The sequence below is a fragment of the Neorhizobium sp. S3-V5DH genome, assembly GCF_004343065.1.
GTDB lineage: Bacteria > Pseudomonadota > Alphaproteobacteria > Rhizobiales > Rhizobiaceae > Neorhizobium > Neorhizobium huautlense.
Genome location: NZ_SMCL01000004.1, coordinates 193,836 through 210,917, shown reverse-complemented (window position 1 = coordinate 210,917; position 17,082 = coordinate 193,836). Strand labels below are relative to the sequence as shown.

The 17,082-nt window shown below is 60.5% G+C and carries 18 protein-coding genes; 15 read left to right on the top strand and 3 right to left on the bottom strand.

The annotated features are described in order from the left end of the window. Window positions 1–238 precede the first annotated feature (238 nt). From EDE09_RS08970 to EDE09_RS08950, 5 genes are all read left to right on the top strand, one after another. Window positions 239–1,570 (top strand): L,D-transpeptidase family protein, encoded by a 1,332-nt coding sequence (locus tag EDE09_RS08970; protein WP_112802254.1) that lies wholly within the window; start codon window positions 239–241, stop codon window positions 1,568–1,570. Window positions 1,571–1,746: 176 nt separating this feature from the next. Continuing rightward, a complete protein-coding gene (gene glyA, locus EDE09_RS08965; protein WP_105372024.1) occupies window positions 1,747–3,036 on the top strand; it encodes a serine hydroxymethyltransferase in 1,290 nt (429 codons plus the stop codon). A 16-nt stretch (window positions 3,037–3,052) separates the two neighbouring features. Further along, window positions 3,053–3,532: a transcriptional regulator NrdR gene (gene nrdR, locus EDE09_RS08960; protein ID WP_105372023.1), complete on the top strand. Its 480-nt coding sequence runs from the start codon at window positions 3,053–3,055 to the stop codon at window positions 3,530–3,532. 3 nt (window positions 3,533–3,535) lie between these two features. Next, complete coding sequence (gene ribD, locus EDE09_RS08955) at window positions 3,536–4,633, top strand: bifunctional diaminohydroxyphosphoribosylaminopyrimidine deaminase/5-amino-6-(5-phosphoribosylamino)uracil reductase RibD (RefSeq protein ID WP_132409849.1); 1,098 nt, start codon at window positions 3,536–3,538, stop codon at window positions 4,631–4,633. Further along, the gene (locus EDE09_RS08950) at window positions 4,633–5,247 is read left to right on the top strand and encodes a riboflavin synthase (protein ID WP_112801898.1); all 615 of its coding nucleotides are present in this window, start codon (window positions 4,633–4,635) and stop codon (window positions 5,245–5,247) included. The genes ribD and EDE09_RS08950 overlap by 1 nt, the downstream gene beginning before the upstream one ends. Window position 5,248: 1 nt before the next feature. On the opposite strand, the gene EDE09_RS08945 is transcribed toward EDE09_RS08950, so the two are convergent. After that, entirely contained in the window at window positions 5,249–6,403 is a 1,155-nt protein-coding gene (locus tag EDE09_RS08945) for an HD domain-containing phosphohydrolase (RefSeq protein WP_207914826.1), read from the bottom strand. Between the two features lie 94 nt (window positions 6,404–6,497). After that, window positions 6,498–7,010, bottom strand: coding sequence for a GNAT family N-acetyltransferase (locus EDE09_RS08940; RefSeq protein ID WP_112802258.1), 513 nt, complete (start codon window positions 7,008–7,010; stop codon window positions 6,498–6,500). Between the two features lie 175 nt (window positions 7,011–7,185). Here EDE09_RS08940 and ribH point away from each other — a divergent pair, with 175 nt between their 5' ends. The 4 genes from ribH to EDE09_RS08920 all read left to right on the top strand — a co-directional run bounded on the left by ribH (window position 7,186) and on the right by EDE09_RS08920 (window position 11,725). Beyond that, entirely contained in the window at window positions 7,186–7,644 is a 459-nt protein-coding gene (gene ribH / locus EDE09_RS08935; protein ID WP_112801900.1) for a 6,7-dimethyl-8-ribityllumazine synthase, read from the top strand. Window positions 7,645–7,648: 4 nt separating this feature from the next. Continuing rightward, window positions 7,649–8,128: a transcription antitermination factor NusB gene (gene nusB / locus EDE09_RS08930; protein ID WP_132410101.1), complete on the top strand. Its 480-nt coding sequence runs from the start codon at window positions 7,649–7,651 to the stop codon at window positions 8,126–8,128. Between the two features lie 15 nt (window positions 8,129–8,143). After that, window positions 8,144–9,367: an MFS transporter gene (locus EDE09_RS08925; protein WP_132409847.1), complete on the top strand. Its 1,224-nt coding sequence runs from the start codon at window positions 8,144–8,146 to the stop codon at window positions 9,365–9,367. 216 nt (window positions 9,368–9,583) lie between these two features. Continuing rightward, entirely contained in the window at window positions 9,584–11,725 is a 2,142-nt protein-coding gene (locus tag EDE09_RS08920; protein WP_132409845.1) for a sodium-translocating pyrophosphatase, read from the top strand. Window positions 11,726–11,813: 88 nt separating this feature from the next. Here EDE09_RS08920 and EDE09_RS08915 read toward each other — a convergent pair whose 3' ends face one another. Continuing rightward, window positions 11,814–12,347: an outer membrane protein assembly factor BamE gene (locus EDE09_RS08915; RefSeq protein ID WP_105372016.1), complete on the bottom strand. Its 534-nt coding sequence runs from the start codon at window positions 12,345–12,347 to the stop codon at window positions 11,814–11,816. Between the two features lie 224 nt (window positions 12,348–12,571). Here EDE09_RS08915 and EDE09_RS08910 point away from each other — a divergent pair, with 224 nt between their 5' ends. From EDE09_RS08910 to EDE09_RS08885, 6 genes are all read left to right on the top strand, one after another. Continuing rightward, window positions 12,572–13,108: a ubiquinol-cytochrome C chaperone family protein gene (locus tag EDE09_RS08910; RefSeq protein ID WP_132409843.1), complete on the top strand. Its 537-nt coding sequence runs from the start codon at window positions 12,572–12,574 to the stop codon at window positions 13,106–13,108. Between the two features lie 6 nt (window positions 13,109–13,114). Next, window positions 13,115–13,681, top strand: a complete 567-nt coding sequence (locus EDE09_RS08905) for a DUF177 domain-containing protein (protein WP_132409841.1) — start codon at window positions 13,115–13,117, stop codon at window positions 13,679–13,681. A 148-nt stretch (window positions 13,682–13,829) separates the two neighbouring features. Continuing rightward, on the top strand, window positions 13,830–14,876 hold the full coding sequence (gene plsX, locus EDE09_RS08900; protein WP_105372070.1) for a phosphate acyltransferase PlsX: 1,047 nt from the start codon (window positions 13,830–13,832) through the stop codon (window positions 14,874–14,876). Between the two features lie 19 nt (window positions 14,877–14,895). Further along, complete coding sequence (locus tag EDE09_RS08895; protein ID WP_132409839.1) at window positions 14,896–15,867, top strand: beta-ketoacyl-ACP synthase III; 972 nt, start codon at window positions 14,896–14,898, stop codon at window positions 15,865–15,867. 119 nt (window positions 15,868–15,986) lie between these two features. Next, a complete protein-coding gene (locus tag EDE09_RS08890) occupies window positions 15,987–16,325 on the top strand; it encodes an integration host factor subunit alpha (protein ID WP_105372012.1) in 339 nt (112 codons plus the stop codon). Between the two features lie 156 nt (window positions 16,326–16,481). After that, window positions 16,482–17,018 (top strand): MerR family transcriptional regulator, encoded by a 537-nt coding sequence (locus EDE09_RS08885; RefSeq protein WP_105372011.1) that lies wholly within the window; start codon window positions 16,482–16,484, stop codon window positions 17,016–17,018. Window positions 17,019–17,082 lie beyond the last annotated feature (64 nt).

Below are 17,082 nucleotides of genomic sequence, written 5' to 3'. Positions count from 1 at the left end.
TTTCATCTTGAAAAGAGGAAATTCACGGACCAACACGGCTTTGTGACGCAGGGATACCTGACACCAATTCGCCATATTGCTATGGGACCGGCTGAATGGAATGGGCCGGCGGACATTTCTCTCTTCACGACACCGCGATGACGATGAGGCCTTTGCCGGCAGCGCTTTATTTTTGCGCGTTTGTTAACCATATCCCTGTAGGCGTCGTGATGATGCTCGGGACCAGATGGGTAGGATGATGTCGAAGAAGATTGGATCTGAAGCTCTTTCCCGCCGCGCGTTGCTGCGTTCGGCCGTTTCCGCTGGTGCTGCCGCGCTCGCCGCACCGGCTTTCGCCCAGTCGGCAGTCGACGATCTGATCAATGCGCCGCGCCGCGGCACCTGGGACGACCAGTTCGATGCGAAGGCTGCGTCGCGCACCGCCGTCAACGTCGTCTCCAACAATCCGGTTCTGGGGCCAAGCGGGCCGGCCAATATCCAGCAAGCGATCATGGACTACCAGCAGATCGTCTCGGGCGGCGGCTGGCCGGAAGTCAATCCCGCCGGCCAGCGGTTGAGGCTCGGCGTGGTGGATCCGAGCGTGCAGGTGCTGCGCCAGCGCCTTGCGATTTCCGGCGATCTGCCGCGCGAGGCGGGGATGTCGTCTTCCTTCGATTCCTATGTCGATGGAGCGGTAAAACGCTTCCAGGCGCGTCACGGCCTTCCTGCCGATGGCGTGCTTGGCGAATTCACGGTAAAGGCCATGAATATCCCGGCGGATGTGCGTCTGCGCCAGCTGGAAACCAACTTGGTTCGGCTGCAGTCCATGTCGGGTGATCTCGGTCCCCGCTATGTGATGGTCAATATTCCCGCCGCCTATATCGAGGCCGTGGAAAACGACCGCGTGGCGCTGCGCAACAGCGCAGTCGTCGGCCGCATCGACCGACCGACACACGCCATCAACTCAAAGATCTACGAGGTCATCCTCAATCCGTATTGGACCGCGCCGCGCTCGATCGTCGAAAAAGACATCGTGCCGCTGATGCGCAAGGACCCGACCTATCTGGCGCGCAACAACATTCGCCTGATCGACGGCAAGGGCAACGAAGTTGCCCCGGAGACGGTCGACTGGTTCGCGCCCAAGGCGCCGAACCTGATGTTCCGGCAGGACCCCGGCAAGATCAATGCCATGGCCTCGACGAAGATCAACTTCCACAATCCGAACAACGAATACATGCACGACACGCCCCAGCAGGGCCTGTTCAACAAGCTGATGCGTTTCGAATCATCCGGCTGCGTGCGGGTGCAGAACGTTCGGGATCTCATCACCTGGCTGCTGCGCGATACGACCGGCTGGTCGCGTCAGGAGATCGAACGCGTGATCTCGACCCGCCAGAACACCCCGATCAAGCTTACCCAGGAAGTGCCGGTCTATATCGTTTACATCACGGCGTGGTCGGCGAGGGACCGTGTCGTCCAGTTCCGCGACGACATCTACGAGCGCGACGGCAATCAGGAACTGGCGCTTCAGACCACGACCGGTATCGAAAAACCCGCGGGCTCCATCGAGGACGACATGTTGCCGCAATAAGCGCGCGAGGATTTGCCGTCTGGAAAGCCGCATCGTCAAAGGGTGCGGCTTTTTCGTTTCCATACGGCTCCGCCCGCGTCTTCCGGCCGGCAAATGTCGTTCCCCGTATTGCTCTCAGGAAGGCGGAACGCTAAGACGCGACAATCGCATGCACACCCCTTTGAGGAGCCTCGCCCATGTCGAACACCGATGCTTTCTTCTCTCGCCCGCTTGCCGACTCGGACCCGGAGATTTTTGGCGCGATCGAGAAGGAGCTGGGTCGCCAGCGCCACGAGATCGAGCTGATCGCTTCGGAGAACATCGTCTCTCGCGCCGTGCTCGAAGCGCAGGGCTCGATCATGACCAACAAGTATGCGGAAGGCTATCCGGGCAAGCGCTATTACGGCGGCTGCCAGTTCGTGGACATCGCCGAAGAACTCGCAATCGAACGCGCCAAGAAGCTGTTCGGCGTCAACTTCGTCAACGTCCAGCCGAACTCCGGTTCGCAGATGAACCAGGCCGTCTTTCTGGCGCTGCTGCAGCCGGGCGACACCTTCATGGGCCTTGATCTCAATTCGGGCGGTCACCTGACGCACGGTTCGCCGGTCAATATGTCCGGCAAGTGGTTCAACGTCGTTTCCTACGGCGTACGCGAAGGCGACAACCTGCTCGACATGGACGAGGTGCAGAGGAAGGCCGAAGAGCACAAGCCGAAGCTCATCATCGCCGGCGGCACCGCCTATTCGCGCATCTGGGACTGGAAGCGCTTTCGTGAGATTGCCGATTCGGTCGGCGCCTATCTCATGGTCGACATGGCTCATATCGCGGGCCTCGTTGCCGGTGGCCAGCATCCGTCGCCGTTCCCGCACTGCCATGTGGCCACGACGACGACGCACAAGTCGCTCCGCGGCCCGCGCGGCGGCGTCATCCTCACCAATGACGAGGAGCTGGCCAAGAAGTTCAATTCGGCCGTCTTCCCCGGCCTCCAGGGGGGTCCGCTGATGCACATCATTGCCGCCAAGGCCGTTGCCTTCGGCGAAGCGCTGAAGCCGGAGTTCCAGGATTATGCCGCCCAGATCGTCAAGAATGCCAAGACGCTTGCCGAGACACTGAAGGCTGGCGGCCTCGACATCGTGTCCGGCGGCACAGACAACCACCTGATGCTGGTCGACCTGCGCAAGAAGAACGCCACCGGCAAGCGGGCGGAGGCAGCGCTCGGCCGCGGCTACATCACCTGCAACAAGAACGGCATTCCTTTCGATCCGGAAAAGCCCTTCGTTACGTCAGGTATCCGCCTAGGCACCCCGGCCGGCACGACCCGCGGTTTCAAGGAAGCGGAATTCAAGGAGATCGGCAATCTCATCGTCGAGGTCCTCGACGGGCTGAAGATCGCCAATTCCGACGAGGGCAACGCGGCTGTAGAGGCTGGTGTTCGGGAGAAGGTGGTAGCGCTTACCGACCGGTTCCCGATGTACCCCTATATGTGATCCTTAAGGAGAGGCGATGCGCTGCCCCTATTGCGGTTCGGAAGACACGCAGGTCAAGGATTCGCGTCCGGCGGAGGATTTTACCTCCATCCGCCGGCGGCGCATCTGCCCGGATTGCGGCGGCCGTTTCACCACGTTCGAACGGGTGCAGCTTCGTGAGTTGATGGTCACGAAGAAGACCGGCCGGAAGGTGCCGTTCGACCGTAATAAGCTGGTGCGGTCCTTCCAGATCGCGCTACGCAAGCGTCCGGTGGACAATGACCGGATCGAGAGGGCGGTATCGGGCATCGTGCGTCGCCTGGAAAGTTCCGGCGAAAGCGAGATTTCGTCCGAAGAGATCGGCCTGCAGGTCCTGGAGGCGCTGAAGAGTCTCGATGACGTGGCCTTCGTCCGCTACGCCTCCGTCTACCGGGATTTTTCCCATGCGGAAGATTTCGAGAAGGTGATCGAAGAGATCAACGCCAAGATCGCCCGCGATCCCGGCCTGGAGCCATGAGGAATGACCGCCTCTGACGACCGGCGGTTCATGGCAGAGGCGTTGCGCCTTTCGCGACAGAATACGGGGCTGACGGGCACCAACCCCTCTGTCGGCTGCGTGGTCGTCAAGAACGGCGAAGTGGTCGGCAAGGCGGTGACGGCACCCGGCGGTCGTCCGCATGCGGAAACGCAGGCTCTCGACATGGCCGGTGAGAGAGCACGCGGATCGACGGTCTATGTGACGCTGGAACCCTGTTCGCATTTTGGCAGGACGCCCCCTTGCGCCAACGCGCTGGTTGAAGCCGGCGTCGCGCGTGTCGTGGTCTGCCTGACCGATCCGGACCCGCGGGTTTCGGGCAGAGGGCTCGCCATCCTTCGCGATGCGGGCATTGCGGTCGAGTCCGGGCTGATGGAGGACGAGGGGCGGCGGGCACATGCCAGCTACCTCATGCGCCAGACGAAGGGTCGCCCACATGTGACTCTGAAGCTTGCAGTTTCCGCCGATGGGATGCTTGGGCGGCGCGGCGAGGAAGTGGCGATTACAGGGCCTGAGGCGAGGGCCGAGGTACATCGGTTGCGAGCCAGGTCGGACGCGGTCCTCGTCGGCATTGGCACCGTGCTCTCGGACGACCCTGAACTGACCGTGCGTCTGCCGGGGCTAGAGACCAGGTCTCCGATCCGCATCGTGCTGGATCGCCAACTGCAGCTGCCGCTCGAGTCCAAACTTGTAAAAACGGCGAGAGACGTGCCGGTCATCGTCGTTGCTTTACCTCCATCCGGTGCGGAGGCAGCGCGCGGATCTGCGCCCTCGATGAAGCGCGAACGATTGATCAAGGCCGGCGCCGAGATCATGGACGCGAGTGATCTCGACATCCTGCTCGCCGTTTTCGCCGCCAGAGGCATCTCTTCGCTCTTGATCGAAGGCGGGGCTGTTATCGCAAAAGCCTTCCTCGATGCCGGTCTTGTTGATCGCATCCTGCTGTTTCAGGGGATGGGCACGGTCGGAGAGGGCGGCCTTGAATCACCGCTGACGCCACCCGATATGCCGGCTGGATTTGCTCTGATCCGAGAGGATAACTTCGGCCCCGACCGTTGTTTCGATTACGAAAGAGGTTTTTGATGTTTACCGGTATTGTCACCGATGTCGGCACGGTTGCCGCAACGACGCCGATGGACGAGGGCATCAAGCTTCGTATCGCGACGAACTACGATCCGAAGACCATCGACATGGGAGCCTCGATCGCCCATGGCGGCGTCTGCCTCACGGTCACCAACCTGCCGGCGGATGGCAGCAACGAACGCTGGTTCGAGGTCGAAGCGTGGGAAGAGGCGCTGCGGCTGACGACGATCGGCAGCTGGAAGGAAGGCACCCGCGTCAATCTCGAGCGGGCTCTGAAGATCGGCGACGAACTCGGCGGTCACATTGTCTCCGGGCATGTTGATGGCACTGCTGAAATCCTGTCGGTCGAGCCTGAGGGCGAGGCGGTCCGTATCCGGTTGCGCGCTCCCGAACATCTTGCCCGTTTCGTCGCACCAAAGGGATCCGTCGGACTTGACGGTACCTCGCTTACCGTCAATGCGGTGGATGGGACGGATTTCGACGTGCTGCTGATCCGTCACACGCTTGCGGTCACCACCTGGGGCGACCGCAAGGCCGGTGATCTGGTCAATTTCGAGGTCGATACCATGGCGCGTTATGCAGCACGCCTTGCGGAGTTTCCGGCGAGGGCCTGAGTTATTCCTTGTCGGTGAACTGCCCATGGATCTCCTTGAACCGCGGAGCGATCTTCGCGAAGACCTCGACCAGACCGGGATCAAAATGTGTTCCGGCGTCCCTGACGATGATGTCGACGGCTTCGTCATGCGACATGGCGGGTTTGTATATCCGCTCGGAAACCAGGGCGTCATAGGCGTCGGCGATCGCCATGATCCGGCCGCCGATCGGGATATCCTCCCCCTGGAGTCCTCGGGGATAGCCTGTTCCATTCCACTTTTCATGGTGGGTATGGGCGATTTCCCTGGCGACGCTTAGGAAGGGCGTGGCCGATCCCATATAGCGTTCCGCGGTGGCTATGGCCGCCCGGCCGAGCTCGGCATGGCTCTTCATGACCTCGTATTCCTTCGCATCGAGCTTGCCCGGTTTCAGGAGGACACTGTCGGGAATGCCGACCTTACCAATATCGTGCAGCGGCGCCGACTTATGGAGCAGGTCGATCGCCTCGTCGCTCAGCTCCTCGGCATATACTCCCTGTTCCTTCAGAGCTTCGGCGAGCGCACGCACATAGTGCTGGGTGCGGCGAATGTGATTGCCGGTTTCATAGTCACGCGTTTCGGCAAGCGAAGCCATGGCCAGGATCAACGCATCGCGGGCGCGTGCAGCTTCCTCCTTTGCGGCAGCAAGAGCGTTGATCAGCGCAACATTGGTCATCGCGACGGCGGCGCTATTGGCTATCTGCTGCAAAAGGCGGACGGCCTCTTCCGAGGGGCGCTCCGCCTTGGCCCAATAGGCTTCAATTGCGCCCACCGGATCTTCCTTCCGTACCGGAACCACAACCAGACTTTTAACGAAGGTGCCCTGATAGGCAGCGTGTGGGATCCTGTCGTCCCGAGCGATATCTTCGATGACGACCAGTTCGCCATGTTTCATGGCCCAGCCGGAAATGCAGCTTTCCGATGGAAGGCGTCGGTCCCTCCAGAGCGGCGCGACTGCGTCGTCATCGGCATAGTAGCACCTGTCGTTTTCCCGAAGGACGAAGCTCACGCCATCGGCACCGATCAAGTCGCGGGCGGACTGACGCAGTACTGCCATGATCCCGTCGATGCCGCGCGCCATGGACATCTGCAAGATCAGGTCGTCCACGCGGTTGACTGGAAAAGGATTCTGATTCACGAGGCCGTCCATCTTCCCGCTTGTCTGGTTCATTATATATTAAAACTGACTAATAGAAGAAAAGTGCCAGAATTGGCACCATGGAAGCGTCGGTTCAGTGACGCGACATTACCACGATTGGTCCGTGATAGTCGGCCCTTGCGATTTCCCGGAAACCAAGCTTGGCGGCAACCCGAAGCGATGCGCCGTTCTCGGGGCTGATGATGCAGGTCATCTCCATATCCGGAAAGTGTGCCGCACCCCACTCGACCATGGCGCCGGCAGCTTCAGTTGCGTAGCCAAGGCCATGTACGGAAGGAATGAGCGCCCATCCGGTCTCCAATGTCCCCTCAATCGTCGGCTGAAAGTCTCGGCGCATGTCCTGAAAACCGGCCTCGCCGAGGAAGCGGCCGGTGCCTTTTTCCTCGATTGCCAGAAAGCCGAATCCCAACAGATGCCACATGCCGGTGACCCGCAACATTCGCCCCCAGCTGTTTTCGCGTGTCGAGGGGACGCCGGTGATGAAGCGAACCACGTCGGGATCAGCCCAGAAAGCGGCATAGGCTTCGAATTCGTCGAGCCGATGCGGGCGAAGGATCAGTCGTTCGGTTTCGATGGTCGGAATCATTGTCGCAAACTCCGGTGGATCAAAAGCGGCCGCTTCCACAACGCCGCCGAAGGAGATATTCCTGATTCGCATCCCTGCGATCAGCTAAATTCGCTTGCCATTCTGTCCGTCGCGTGTTTTGACCGCGGCCTGCCGAAGCCAGATCTGAACCGGCCCGATATCATGAAGGTGAACCATGTCGCGTGAAACCGCTCCACACATCCTGATCGTCGAGGCACGTTTCTACGATGACATGGCCGATGCGCTCCTCGACGGCGCGACCCATGCCCTCAAAGAAGCCGGTGCGACCTATGACGTTGTCACCGTGCCCGGCGCGCTCGAAATTCCGCCCGCAATCGCCATGGCGCTCGATGCGGCGGAAGAGGGCGGTACGGAGTACCATGGCTTCGTCGCGCTCGGCATGGTCATTCGCGGCGAGACCTATCATTTCGACATCGTTGCAAACGAGTCTTCTCGGGCTCTCATGGATCTTGCGGTTTCGGAATCGCTGGCGATCGGCAACGGCATTCTGACGGTCGAGAACGACGACCAGGCCTGGGCGCGTGCGCGCCGGGCGGACAAGGACAAGGGCGGCTTTGCCGCGCGTGCGGCGCTGAGCATGATCGCGCTGCGCGAAAAGCTGAATGGCGGTTGAATTTATGGCGAAGGAAGACGAACATCCGGTGAAGCCGGCCAACCAGCGGGGCGCGGCCCGTCTCGCGGCCGTGCAGGCGCTTTACCAGATGGATATCGGCGGCACGGGCGTTCTCGAAGTCGTGGCCGAATATGAGGCGCACCGGCTCGGCCAGGAACTGGACGGCGACACGTATCTCAAGGCCGACCCGTCCTGGTTCCGCTCGATCGTCGCAGGCGTCGTCCGCGACCAGGTGAAGATCGATCCGCTGATCCGTTCGTCGCTCCAGGTGGACTGGCCGCTCTCCCGCCTCGATTCGACGCTGCGCGCCATTCTGCGCGCGGGCACCTTCGAGATCCTCGAGCGCAAAGACGTGCCGGTCGCGGTCATCGTGACAGAGTATGTCGAGATCGCGCGTGCCTTCTTCGCGGAGGAAGAACCGCGGATCGTCAATGCGGTTCTCGACCGCATCGCCAAGCAGGTGCGGGGCGACACCAAGAAATAAGCGAAGGATAGCGGCATGGACGGCGTGGTGGACGGACTTCAGACACAGTTGCGCACGGCCCGTCGCAGTGTCGCCTTGCTTGCCGCGGCCCAGGCTATCCTGGGATCGGCGCCGCCGGTGGTCTTTTCGCTGGGCGGCTTGGTCGGTTACCAGCTACTGAGCGACGACAAGTCGCTGGCGACGGCTCCTCTCACCGGTTTCAATATCGGCATGGCAGTCGGTGCCGTCGCCATTGCCGTTGCGTCCCGTTTTTTGGGCCGCAAACAGAGTTTCATGCTCGGAGCTGTTCTCGGCGCGGTTGGCGCCGGCATTGGCGCGGTCGCGCTGTTTCAATCGAACTTCTGGCTTTTTGCGCTCGGGATGCTGCTGATGGGCCTTTGTGGCGGCGCCACGCAGAAGATCCGCTTTGCCGCCGCAGATGCTTCGCCCTCCTTCTACAAGCCGAAGGCAATTTCCTGGATTCTCGCAGCCGGGATCGTTTCGGCCATCCTCGGCCCGCAGCTGGCCATCTGGACCAAGGACCTGGCGGCGCCGGTGCTTTTTGCCGGTGCCTTCATCGCGATCATACCCCTGTTTCTCATTGCGGTTCTGATGCTCCTGCCGCTCAGACTGCCGGCAATGACCTCCAACTCGACGGCAACCATGCCGGCTCGCCCGCTGTCTGAAATTGTCACTAGCCAACGATTCCTGACCGGCATGATCTGCGGCATCAGCAGCTATGCGCTGATGACATTCATGATGACGGGAGCGCCGCTGGCGATGGTCATCGGTTGCGGCTTCCCGACCGAGATGGCGACGCTTGGTATCCAGTGGCATGTGCTTGCCATGTTCGCTCCAAGTTTCTTCACCGGCATGCTGATTTCCCGCTTCGGCGTGGAAAAGATTGTGGCTGCCGGCTTCGTCATACTGATGGGCTGTGCGGTCATCGCGCATATGGGCATTGAGCTCTGGAATTTCTGGGGAGCCTTGGTGCTGCTCGGCATCGGCTGGAATTTCGGTTTCATCGGATCGACGGCAATCGTCGCTTCGAGCTATCGGCCCCATGAGGCCGATAAGGTGCAGGGGTTCCATGACATCATCCTCTTCACCGCGGTCGCTCTCTCCTCCTTCTCGTCCGGCAAGATATTCACGGCCTATGGGTGGTCGTTCATGAACCTGATCATCTGGCCAGTTGCGATTGTCTGCCTGGTTCTCGTGCTGGCCTTGATGCTGAAATCCACTTCCGCAAAATCCGCCTAGAGACTTGCCCTCTCGGGGCTTGACGCCAATTCAACTCCACCGCAATCTCGCCTCCGCGTGATCGGCCCTGGATTCTTGGGAGGGGATTCGGTCGTTTGCGCGAGAATGCGCGTGGAGTACAGCGACGGTCCAGAATGTCCCGGGGACAGGGTGGTACGTTGTGGGGTGCATGGCCGGTGGAATGTTCCGCTTGGGCTTAGGGAGAGGAAGAAGCGAATGTCCGTAATTTTAGGTGTGATCGTTTGCGGCCTGCTATCGATCATTTATGCCGCCTGGGCGACGCGTTCAGTTCTGGCTGCCGATCAGGGCAATCAGCGCATGCAGGAAATCGCCGGCTATATCCGTGAAGGCGCACAGGCCTATCTGACGCGCCAATACATGACGATCGCCATGGTCGGCGTTGTCGTCACCATTCTCGCCTGGTTGCTTCTGTCCGGCACCGCCGCGCTCGGCTTCATTATCGGTGCCGTGCTTTCAGGCGCCGCGGGCTTCATCGGCATGCATGTCTCGGTTCGCGCCAACGTCCGCACCGCTCAGGCCTCCTCGCAAAGCTTGGCCGCCGGTCTCGACATCGCCTTCAAATCAGGCGCCATCACCGGCATGCTGGTTGCGGGTCTCGCTCTCCTCGGCGTTTCCATCTACTACTGGGTGCTGACCGCAGGCTTGGGGCACCCGAGCGGCTCGCGCGAAGTCATCGATGCCCTCGTGGCGCTCGGCTTTGGCGCTTCGCTGATCTCTATTTTTGCCCGTCTCGGCGGCGGTATCTTCACCAAGGGAGCCGATGTCGGCGGCGACCTGGTCGGCAAGGTCGAAGCGGGCATTCCAGAGGACGATCCGCGCAACCCCGCGACGATTGCCGACAATGTCGGCGACAATGTCGGCGATTGCGCCGGCATGGCGGCCGACCTTTTCGAAACCTATGCCGTTTCCGTCGTCGCCACCATGGTCCTCGCTGCAATCTTCTTTGCCGGCGCACCGGTGCTGGAAACCGCGATGATCTATCCGCTGGCCATCTGCGGCGCCTGCATCGTCACCTCGATCATCGGCACCTTCTTCGTTAAGCTTGGCGCCAATGGCTCCATCATGGGCGCTCTTTACAAGGGCTTGATCGTCACCGGCCTTCTGTCGATCCTGGGGCTTGGCGCCGCCACCTCACTGACCATCGGCTGGGGCTCGATCGGTACCGTGGCCGGCCGGGAAATCACCGGCACAAACCTCTTCATCTGCGGCCTTCTCGGCCTCGTGGTGACGGCACTGATCGTGGTCATCACCGAATATTATACGGGTACGAACAAGCGCCCGGTCAATTCCATCGCCCAGGCGTCGGTAACCGGTCACGGCACCAACGTCATTCAGGGGCTCGCCGTCTCGCTCGAATCGACCGCCTTGCCTGCGATCGTCATCGTCGGCGGCATCATTGCGACCTATCAGCTTGCCGGCCTGTTCGGGACCGGGATCGCGGTTACCGCCATGCTCGGCCTCGCCGGAATGATCGTCGCGCTCGACGCCTTCGGCCCCGTCACCGACAATGCCGGCGGCATTGCCGAAATGTCCCATCTGCCGCCGGAAGTGCGCAAGTCTACCGATGCGCTCGACGCGGTCGGCAACACGACCAAGGCGGTCACCAAGGGCTATGCCATCGGCTCGGCTGGCCTTGGCGCCCTGGTGCTTTTCGCGGCCTATTCCAACGACCTAAAATATTTCGTCGCCAACAGCGCCCAGTATCCCTATTTCAACGGCGTCGGCGAGATCAATTTCGATCTTTCAAACCCGTATGTCGTTGCGGGCCTGATCTTCGGCGGTCTTATCCCCTATCTCTTCGGCGGCATCGCGATGACTGCCGTCGGGCGCGCTGCCGGCTCCATCGTTGAGGAAGTGCGCATGCAGTTCCGCAACAAGCCGGGCATCATGCAGGGAACGGAGCGTCCGGATTATGGCAGGGCCGTCGATATCCTGACCAAGGCAGCGATCCGCGAGATGATCATTCCGTCGCTGCTGCCGGTCCTCGCGCCGATCGTCGTCTATTTCGGCGTGCTGCTCATCTCCGGCGGCGACAAGGCATCAGCCTTTGCAGCACTTGGCGCCTCGCTGCTCGGGGTGATCGTCAACGGCCTTTTCGTGGCGATCTCGATGACATCAGGCGGTGGTGCCTGGGACAATGCCAAGAAGAGCTTCGAAGATGGTTTCGTGGACAAGGACGGCACTCGGCACCTCAAAGGGTCGGAGGCGCACAAGGCATCCGTCACCGGCGACACCGTGGGCGATCCCTACAAGGATACAGCCGGTCCTGCCGTCAATCCGGCCATCAAGATCACCAACATCGTAGCTCTTCTGCTGCTTGCGGTTCTTGCCGGCTGAGAGCCCGCCTGACAAAAAACGTGTCTCACAAACAAAAGGCCCGCGGGCGCGTCTCCCGCGGGCCTTTTCTATAGATAAGACCGGCGCTCTAGCGGTTGCCGAGCCCGCCCGCGCCGAGGAGGTTGCGCGCTGCTGCCGCACCTGCGCCTGCAGCGCCAGCGCCGCCGGAAAGAAGCTGCTGCAGGAAGGTCAGATCGCGGCCGCCTGTCGGCGTCGTCCGGGAAATGGTGTCGAACACCTTGCCGTCCTGCATCGTGTAATTGGCCTTGCGGGCCACCGTGCCGTTCTTGTCGAAATAAATCGCCAGCACGGTCTGATCGACCAGCCGGGGCTTCATGAACGCCACGGCGCGTTCACGCTTCTGGGAGATGTAATAGAAGACTTCGGTATCGAAGGTCGCCGTCGTCGACGGCGTACCCATGGTCAGCAGCACCTGTTCGCGGCTCGACCCCTCAGGAATGAGGTTCAGCGACTGCTGGTCGATGACGTAGCCGTTGTACATGGTATCGCCAAGCTGCATCGATGTGCAGCCGGACACGGTCATGGATGCGACGACAATCGCCGTCGCGGTCTTACTCAAGAATGTCATCTCGTACCCGAAAACCCGCTTGTTCAACCGCATCCCCCAAAACTCGACCCGTCCCTGCTGTTCATACCATTGTGGCTATTCGGGGACATCAGGCTGATCCTTGCCGTTATGCGGGGCGAAAGGATCACGACCCCGTTCGCTGACCGGCGGAACGGCATTGCAATTCGTGCCTGCTTCGGTAAACCAGCTTTCGTTTCCATGCAACATGGCCGACCGTCAGCCGGAGATCTTCGTGGAGGCAAATAACGGGAATTCAGATGATTTTCAGGCTTTTCAAGAAGAAGAACCACAACCGCGCGATCGTTGATCGGCAATATGCCGCTTTGACCTCGGCTGCGCGCATTCCTTTCTTCTACAGTGACCTCGACGTGCCCGACACTGTCATGGGCCGTTTCGAGATGCTGTCGATCGTGATGATCCTGTTCTTCCGCCGCACCGCAAGGTCCGAAGCAAGCGGACAAGAGCTTGCCCAGGAAATTGTCGACGCCTTTTTCCAGGATATCGACCACTCCATCCGCGAACTCGGAATCGGAGACCAGGGTGTGCCCAAGCGCATGAAGAGGCTTGCGGGCATGTTTTATGGAAGGCTCGAGAGCTATGCTGCCGCTCTCGAGGCAGGCGACACCGAAAAGCTTGCGGATGCGCTTCGGCGCAATATCTATCCGGAAACGGCAGATGCACCCGCAATGCTTGGGCTAGCAGGATGGATGATCGCGACGGAAGCAGCACTTGCCGGCGTATCCGAAGATGAGATTTCCCGCGGGCAGGCGGTTCTGCCTTTGCCGGGGAAGTGAGGTTCAATGAAGAACATCCATGACGGGGGCGGAAAGCCTCCCTTTTCCTATCCTGTGAAGGTAGGGCATATATCGGCCAATCCGGTGACCGTGCATCTGGAGGCGAATGAACGGGAATGTGCCGACCTGGCGACGCTTTGGCAGGTCGTGTCCGTAAAATCGTTGATAGCGGACCTGCAGATTACGCGCTGGAAAAAGGACGGTGTTCGGCTGAAGGGGCGGGTTACGGCAGATATCGTGCAGTCCTGCGTCGTGACGCTCGATCCGGTCGAATCGAAGATCGATGAGGATTTCGAGCAGATATTCGTGCCGGAGGGTTCCAAGCTTGCCCGGATCGTTACGAACGAGGCAGCCGAGATGGTACTGGATCCGGAAGGGCCAGACCTCCCGGAAACATTTGCCGGCGACACCATAGACGCCGGCGTGGCCGTTGCCGAATTTGCGGCCCTTGCTATCGATCCTTATCCGCGCAAGGCCGGTGTCGAATTTGCCACCCATTTGGAAGGCGACGGAGACGGGACGTCGGGCCGCCCGAATCCCTTTGCTGCCCTGAAAGACTGGAAAAAGGACTGACGGCTGTTGTAAGCAGCGACAAAAACTATATTTTGGCCACGAATTCGCCGGCAGCGCCGCGCAGGAGCAAGGCCACAGAAGTCGCTAGAACCGGCGCATGACCTGTAATTGGATCATGTGCCCGGCGAAGGATAAGGATCAGGAACGCGTGGTCAGAATTTCTCTTGACGCCATGGGTGGCGATTTTGGGCCCGAGGTCGTCATTCCCGGCGCCGCCAAGGCGCTGGATCGCCATCCGGATGTGACGTTCCTCATCTATGGGCTGAAGGCCGAATGTGAGCCGTGGCTGGCCAAATACCCGAAGCTGCGCGATAAATCGGTCTTTCATGAGTGCGAACTTGCCGTCAGCATGGAGGAGAAACCGAGCCAGGCGTTGCGCCGTGGCCGTTATGTCTCGACCATGTGGCGTTCGATCGAGGCGGTGAAGCTCGGCGAGGCCGATGTCGCGGTTTCCGCCGGCAATACCGGTGCGCTGATGGCCATGGCAAAATTCTGTCTGCGCACCATGGCCAATATCGAGCGCCCGGCGATCGCCGGCATCTGGCCGACGTTGAAGGGCGAAAGCATCGTCTTGGATATCGGCGCGACGATCGGTGCCGATTCGCAGCAGCTCCTCGATTTCGCCCTGATGGGCGGTGCCATGGCCCGCGCGCTCTTTGAGGTGGACCGGCCGACCGTCGGCCTTCTCAATGTCGGCGTTGAGGAGGTGAAAGGCCAGGAAGAGGTGAGGGAGGCCGGACGGCTGATCCGCGAAGCCAATCTGCCCACCATCGCTTATCACGGCTTCGTGGAGGGCGATGACATCGGCAAGGGTACCGTGGACGTGGTGGTGACCGAGGGCTTCACCGGCAACATCGCCTTGAAGACGGCGGAGGGAACGGCGCGGCAGATCGCGACGCTTCTCCGTGAAGCCATGTCGCGGACCATCTTTGCCAAGATCGGCTATCTGCTCGCCAAAAGCGCGTTCGACCGGCTGCGCGAGAAAATGGACCCGAACAGGGTCAATGGCGGGGTTTTCCTTGGTTTGAACGGCATCGTCATCAAGAGCCATGGGGGCACCAATGCCGACGGTTTCGCTGCCGCGATCGATGTCGGCTACGACATGGCGCGTAACGACCTGAACGCCAAGATTGTACAGGATTTGAAGGTTTATCATGCCCGCCGCCAGCCGCCTGCTGGCCCCGAAGCAGCATGACGACAGGATGTGAAAGAGAATGATCCGTTCAGTGGTTCGCGGTTACGGGGCAGCTCTGCCGAAGCGGGTAGTGCCTAACAAAGAGCTGGAAAGCATCGTCGAAACATCCGATGAATGGATCGTCCAGCGCACCGGCATCCGCCAACGTTACATCGCAGGCGAGGGGGAGACGACGGCGTCGCTTGGTGAGCAAGCCGCTCGCGCCGCGCTCGCCAATGCCGGGTTGACCCCGGACGATATCGATCTGGTATTGGTCGCCACCTCGACGCCTGACAACACCTTTCCGGCGACCGCGGTGAACATCCAAAATCGCCTCGGCATGACACATGGTTATGCCTTCGATATGCAGGCTGTCTGCTCCGGCTTCGTTTATGCAGTGGCGACTGCAGACATGCATATTCGCGGCGGCATGGCCAAGCGTGTGCTGGTGATTGGCGCGGAGACCTTTTCCCGGATTCTCGACTGGAAAGACCGCACCACCTGCGTTCTCTTCGGCGACGGCGCTGGCGCGCTTGTGCTGGAGGGGCAGGAGAGCGAGGGGACGATCGCCGACCGAGGCGTTTTGACCGCGCATCTCCGTTCTGACGGCACCCATAAGGAAAAGCTCTATGTCGACGGTGGGCCGTCCACCACCGGAACCGTCGGCCATCTGCGGATGGAGGGCCGCGAGGTCTTCAAGCACGCAGTCGGGATGATCACCGACGTGATCGAAGCCGCCTTCGCTGCAACGGGCACGACCGCGGAAGATTTGGACTGGCTGGTGCCGCACCAGGCCAACCGGCGCATTATCGACGGTTCGGCCAAGAAGCTCGGAATCCCGCCCGAAAAGGTCGTTGTGACGGTCGACTTGCATGGCAACACGTCGGCGGCTTCGATTCCGCTGGCGCTTTCGGTGGCCGCAGGCGACGGACGGATCAAACAGGGCGACCTGGTCATGCTCGAGGCCATGGGCGGCGGCTTCACCTGGGGTGCGCTCCTTCTTCGCTGGTGAGGCGTAATTTGAGCGGAAACGCAAATATGTCATTGCGCACAGGTGCTTGACCCTCGCGCTCAAGCAAAATACTCTCTATCGGCTTTGACAAGATCAATTTCGAAAATTGGGCGGGGATCATGGCCGGCAAGACAGTAACACGCGCGGATCTGGCAGAGTCGGTATTCCGCAAGGTCGGGCTATCCCGAACGGAGTCGGCCGAACTTGTCGAAACCGTCATCGATGAGATTTGCAACGCCATCGTGCGCGGCGAAATGGTCAAGCTTTCGTCGTTTGCCACGTTCCAGGTCCGGGCGAAGAACGAGCGTATTGGTCGCAATCCGAAGACCGGCGAGGAAGTGCCGATCTCTCCGCGCCGTGTCATGACCTTCAAGGCGTCGAACGTCCTGAAGCAACGCATTCTCAAGGCTCACACGGCGCGCAAGGCCAAGCAGAAACCGCCAAGCCCCGTTGCCTGATGCGAGCCGCCCCGGCTGCAATCACTCCAATCCTGTGAACATGCTTGAATCTTTCAGCGCAAACCGTTGAGATATGTTCGATTCGTCGCATAATCCCATATGCGTGAAAGGCCGCCGCCCTCCGCGGTGTCGGCAGGCTGCTGTTGGAGACTGATCTTGGATAAGAGCCCGGATGCCTTTCGTACGATCAGCGAGGTCGCCGATGATCTCGACCTGCCTCAGCATGTGCTGCGCTTCTGGGAGACGCGTTTTCCGCAGATAAGACCAATGAAGCGCGGGGGCGGACGCCGCTATTATCGTCCGGAAGACGTTGATCTGCTAAAGGGTATCCGACACCTTCTCTACGACCATGGTTATACGATCAAGGGCGTCCAGAAGCTCCTGAAGACCAACGGCAACAAGTTTGTCGCCGCAATCGCTTCGGGCGATCTTGCCACCATGGAAGCAATCATGGCGGCAAACAGCGAGAAGCATGTCGAGCCGAAGATCAGCGCCTCGGAAGAGGATCAGGTCGTCGGACGGCCCAAGGTAAAGCCAAGCGGACGTTTCTTCGGTTTCGGCTCCTCCCATGAGGATGATCTGCCCGAGGTGTCGATCGGCAAGTCGAGTGTCGGCAAGGAAGATAGGGCGCTGCTCCAGGAGGCGCTGTTCGACCTTCTGGAATGCAAGCGGTTGCTTGACCAGGTCCGATAAGCGGTTCTCAATTTTTCTCGACCGGGGAACGTTACCTCAAATTTACCATTCACCCTTTGTTCAT

What these genes read in the sequence shown, in the direction of transcription:
- EDE09_RS08970 (WP_112802254.1), top strand. Translation starts at nt 239, where the DNA reads ATGTCGAAGAAGATTGGATCTGAAGCTCTTTCCCGCCGCGCGTTGCTG.
- glyA (WP_105372024.1), top strand. Translation starts at nt 1,747, where the DNA reads ATGTCGAACACCGATGCTTTCTTCTCTCGCCCGCTTGCCGACTCGGAC.
- nrdR (WP_105372023.1), top strand. Translation starts at nt 3,053, where the DNA reads ATGCGCTGCCCCTATTGCGGTTCGGAAGACACGCAGGTCAAGGATTCG.
- ribD (WP_132409849.1), top strand. Translation starts at nt 3,536, where the DNA reads ATGACCGCCTCTGACGACCGGCGGTTCATGGCAGAGGCGTTGCGCCTT.
- EDE09_RS08950 (WP_112801898.1), top strand. Translation starts at nt 4,633, where the DNA reads ATGTTTACCGGTATTGTCACCGATGTCGGCACGGTTGCCGCAACGACG.
- EDE09_RS08940 (WP_112802258.1), bottom strand. Translation starts at nt 7,010, where the DNA reads ATGATTCCGACCATCGAAACCGAACGACTGATCCTTCGCCCGCATCGG.
- ribH (WP_112801900.1), top strand. Translation starts at nt 7,186, where the DNA reads ATGTCGCGTGAAACCGCTCCACACATCCTGATCGTCGAGGCACGTTTC.
- nusB (WP_132410101.1), top strand. Translation starts at nt 7,649, where the DNA reads ATGGCGAAGGAAGACGAACATCCGGTGAAGCCGGCCAACCAGCGGGGC.
- EDE09_RS08925 (WP_132409847.1), top strand. Translation starts at nt 8,144, where the DNA reads ATGGACGGCGTGGTGGACGGACTTCAGACACAGTTGCGCACGGCCCGT.
- EDE09_RS08920 (WP_132409845.1), top strand. Translation starts at nt 9,584, where the DNA reads ATGTCCGTAATTTTAGGTGTGATCGTTTGCGGCCTGCTATCGATCATT.
- EDE09_RS08915 (WP_105372016.1), bottom strand. Translation starts at nt 12,347, where the DNA reads ATGCGGTTGAACAAGCGGGTTTTCGGGTACGAGATGACATTCTTGAGT.
- EDE09_RS08910 (WP_132409843.1), top strand. Translation starts at nt 12,572, where the DNA reads ATGATTTTCAGGCTTTTCAAGAAGAAGAACCACAACCGCGCGATCGTT.
- EDE09_RS08905 (WP_132409841.1), top strand. Translation starts at nt 13,115, where the DNA reads ATGAAGAACATCCATGACGGGGGCGGAAAGCCTCCCTTTTCCTATCCT.
- EDE09_RS08895 (WP_132409839.1), top strand. Translation starts at nt 14,896, where the DNA reads ATGATCCGTTCAGTGGTTCGCGGTTACGGGGCAGCTCTGCCGAAGCGG.
- EDE09_RS08890 (WP_105372012.1), top strand. Translation starts at nt 15,987, where the DNA reads ATGGCCGGCAAGACAGTAACACGCGCGGATCTGGCAGAGTCGGTATTC.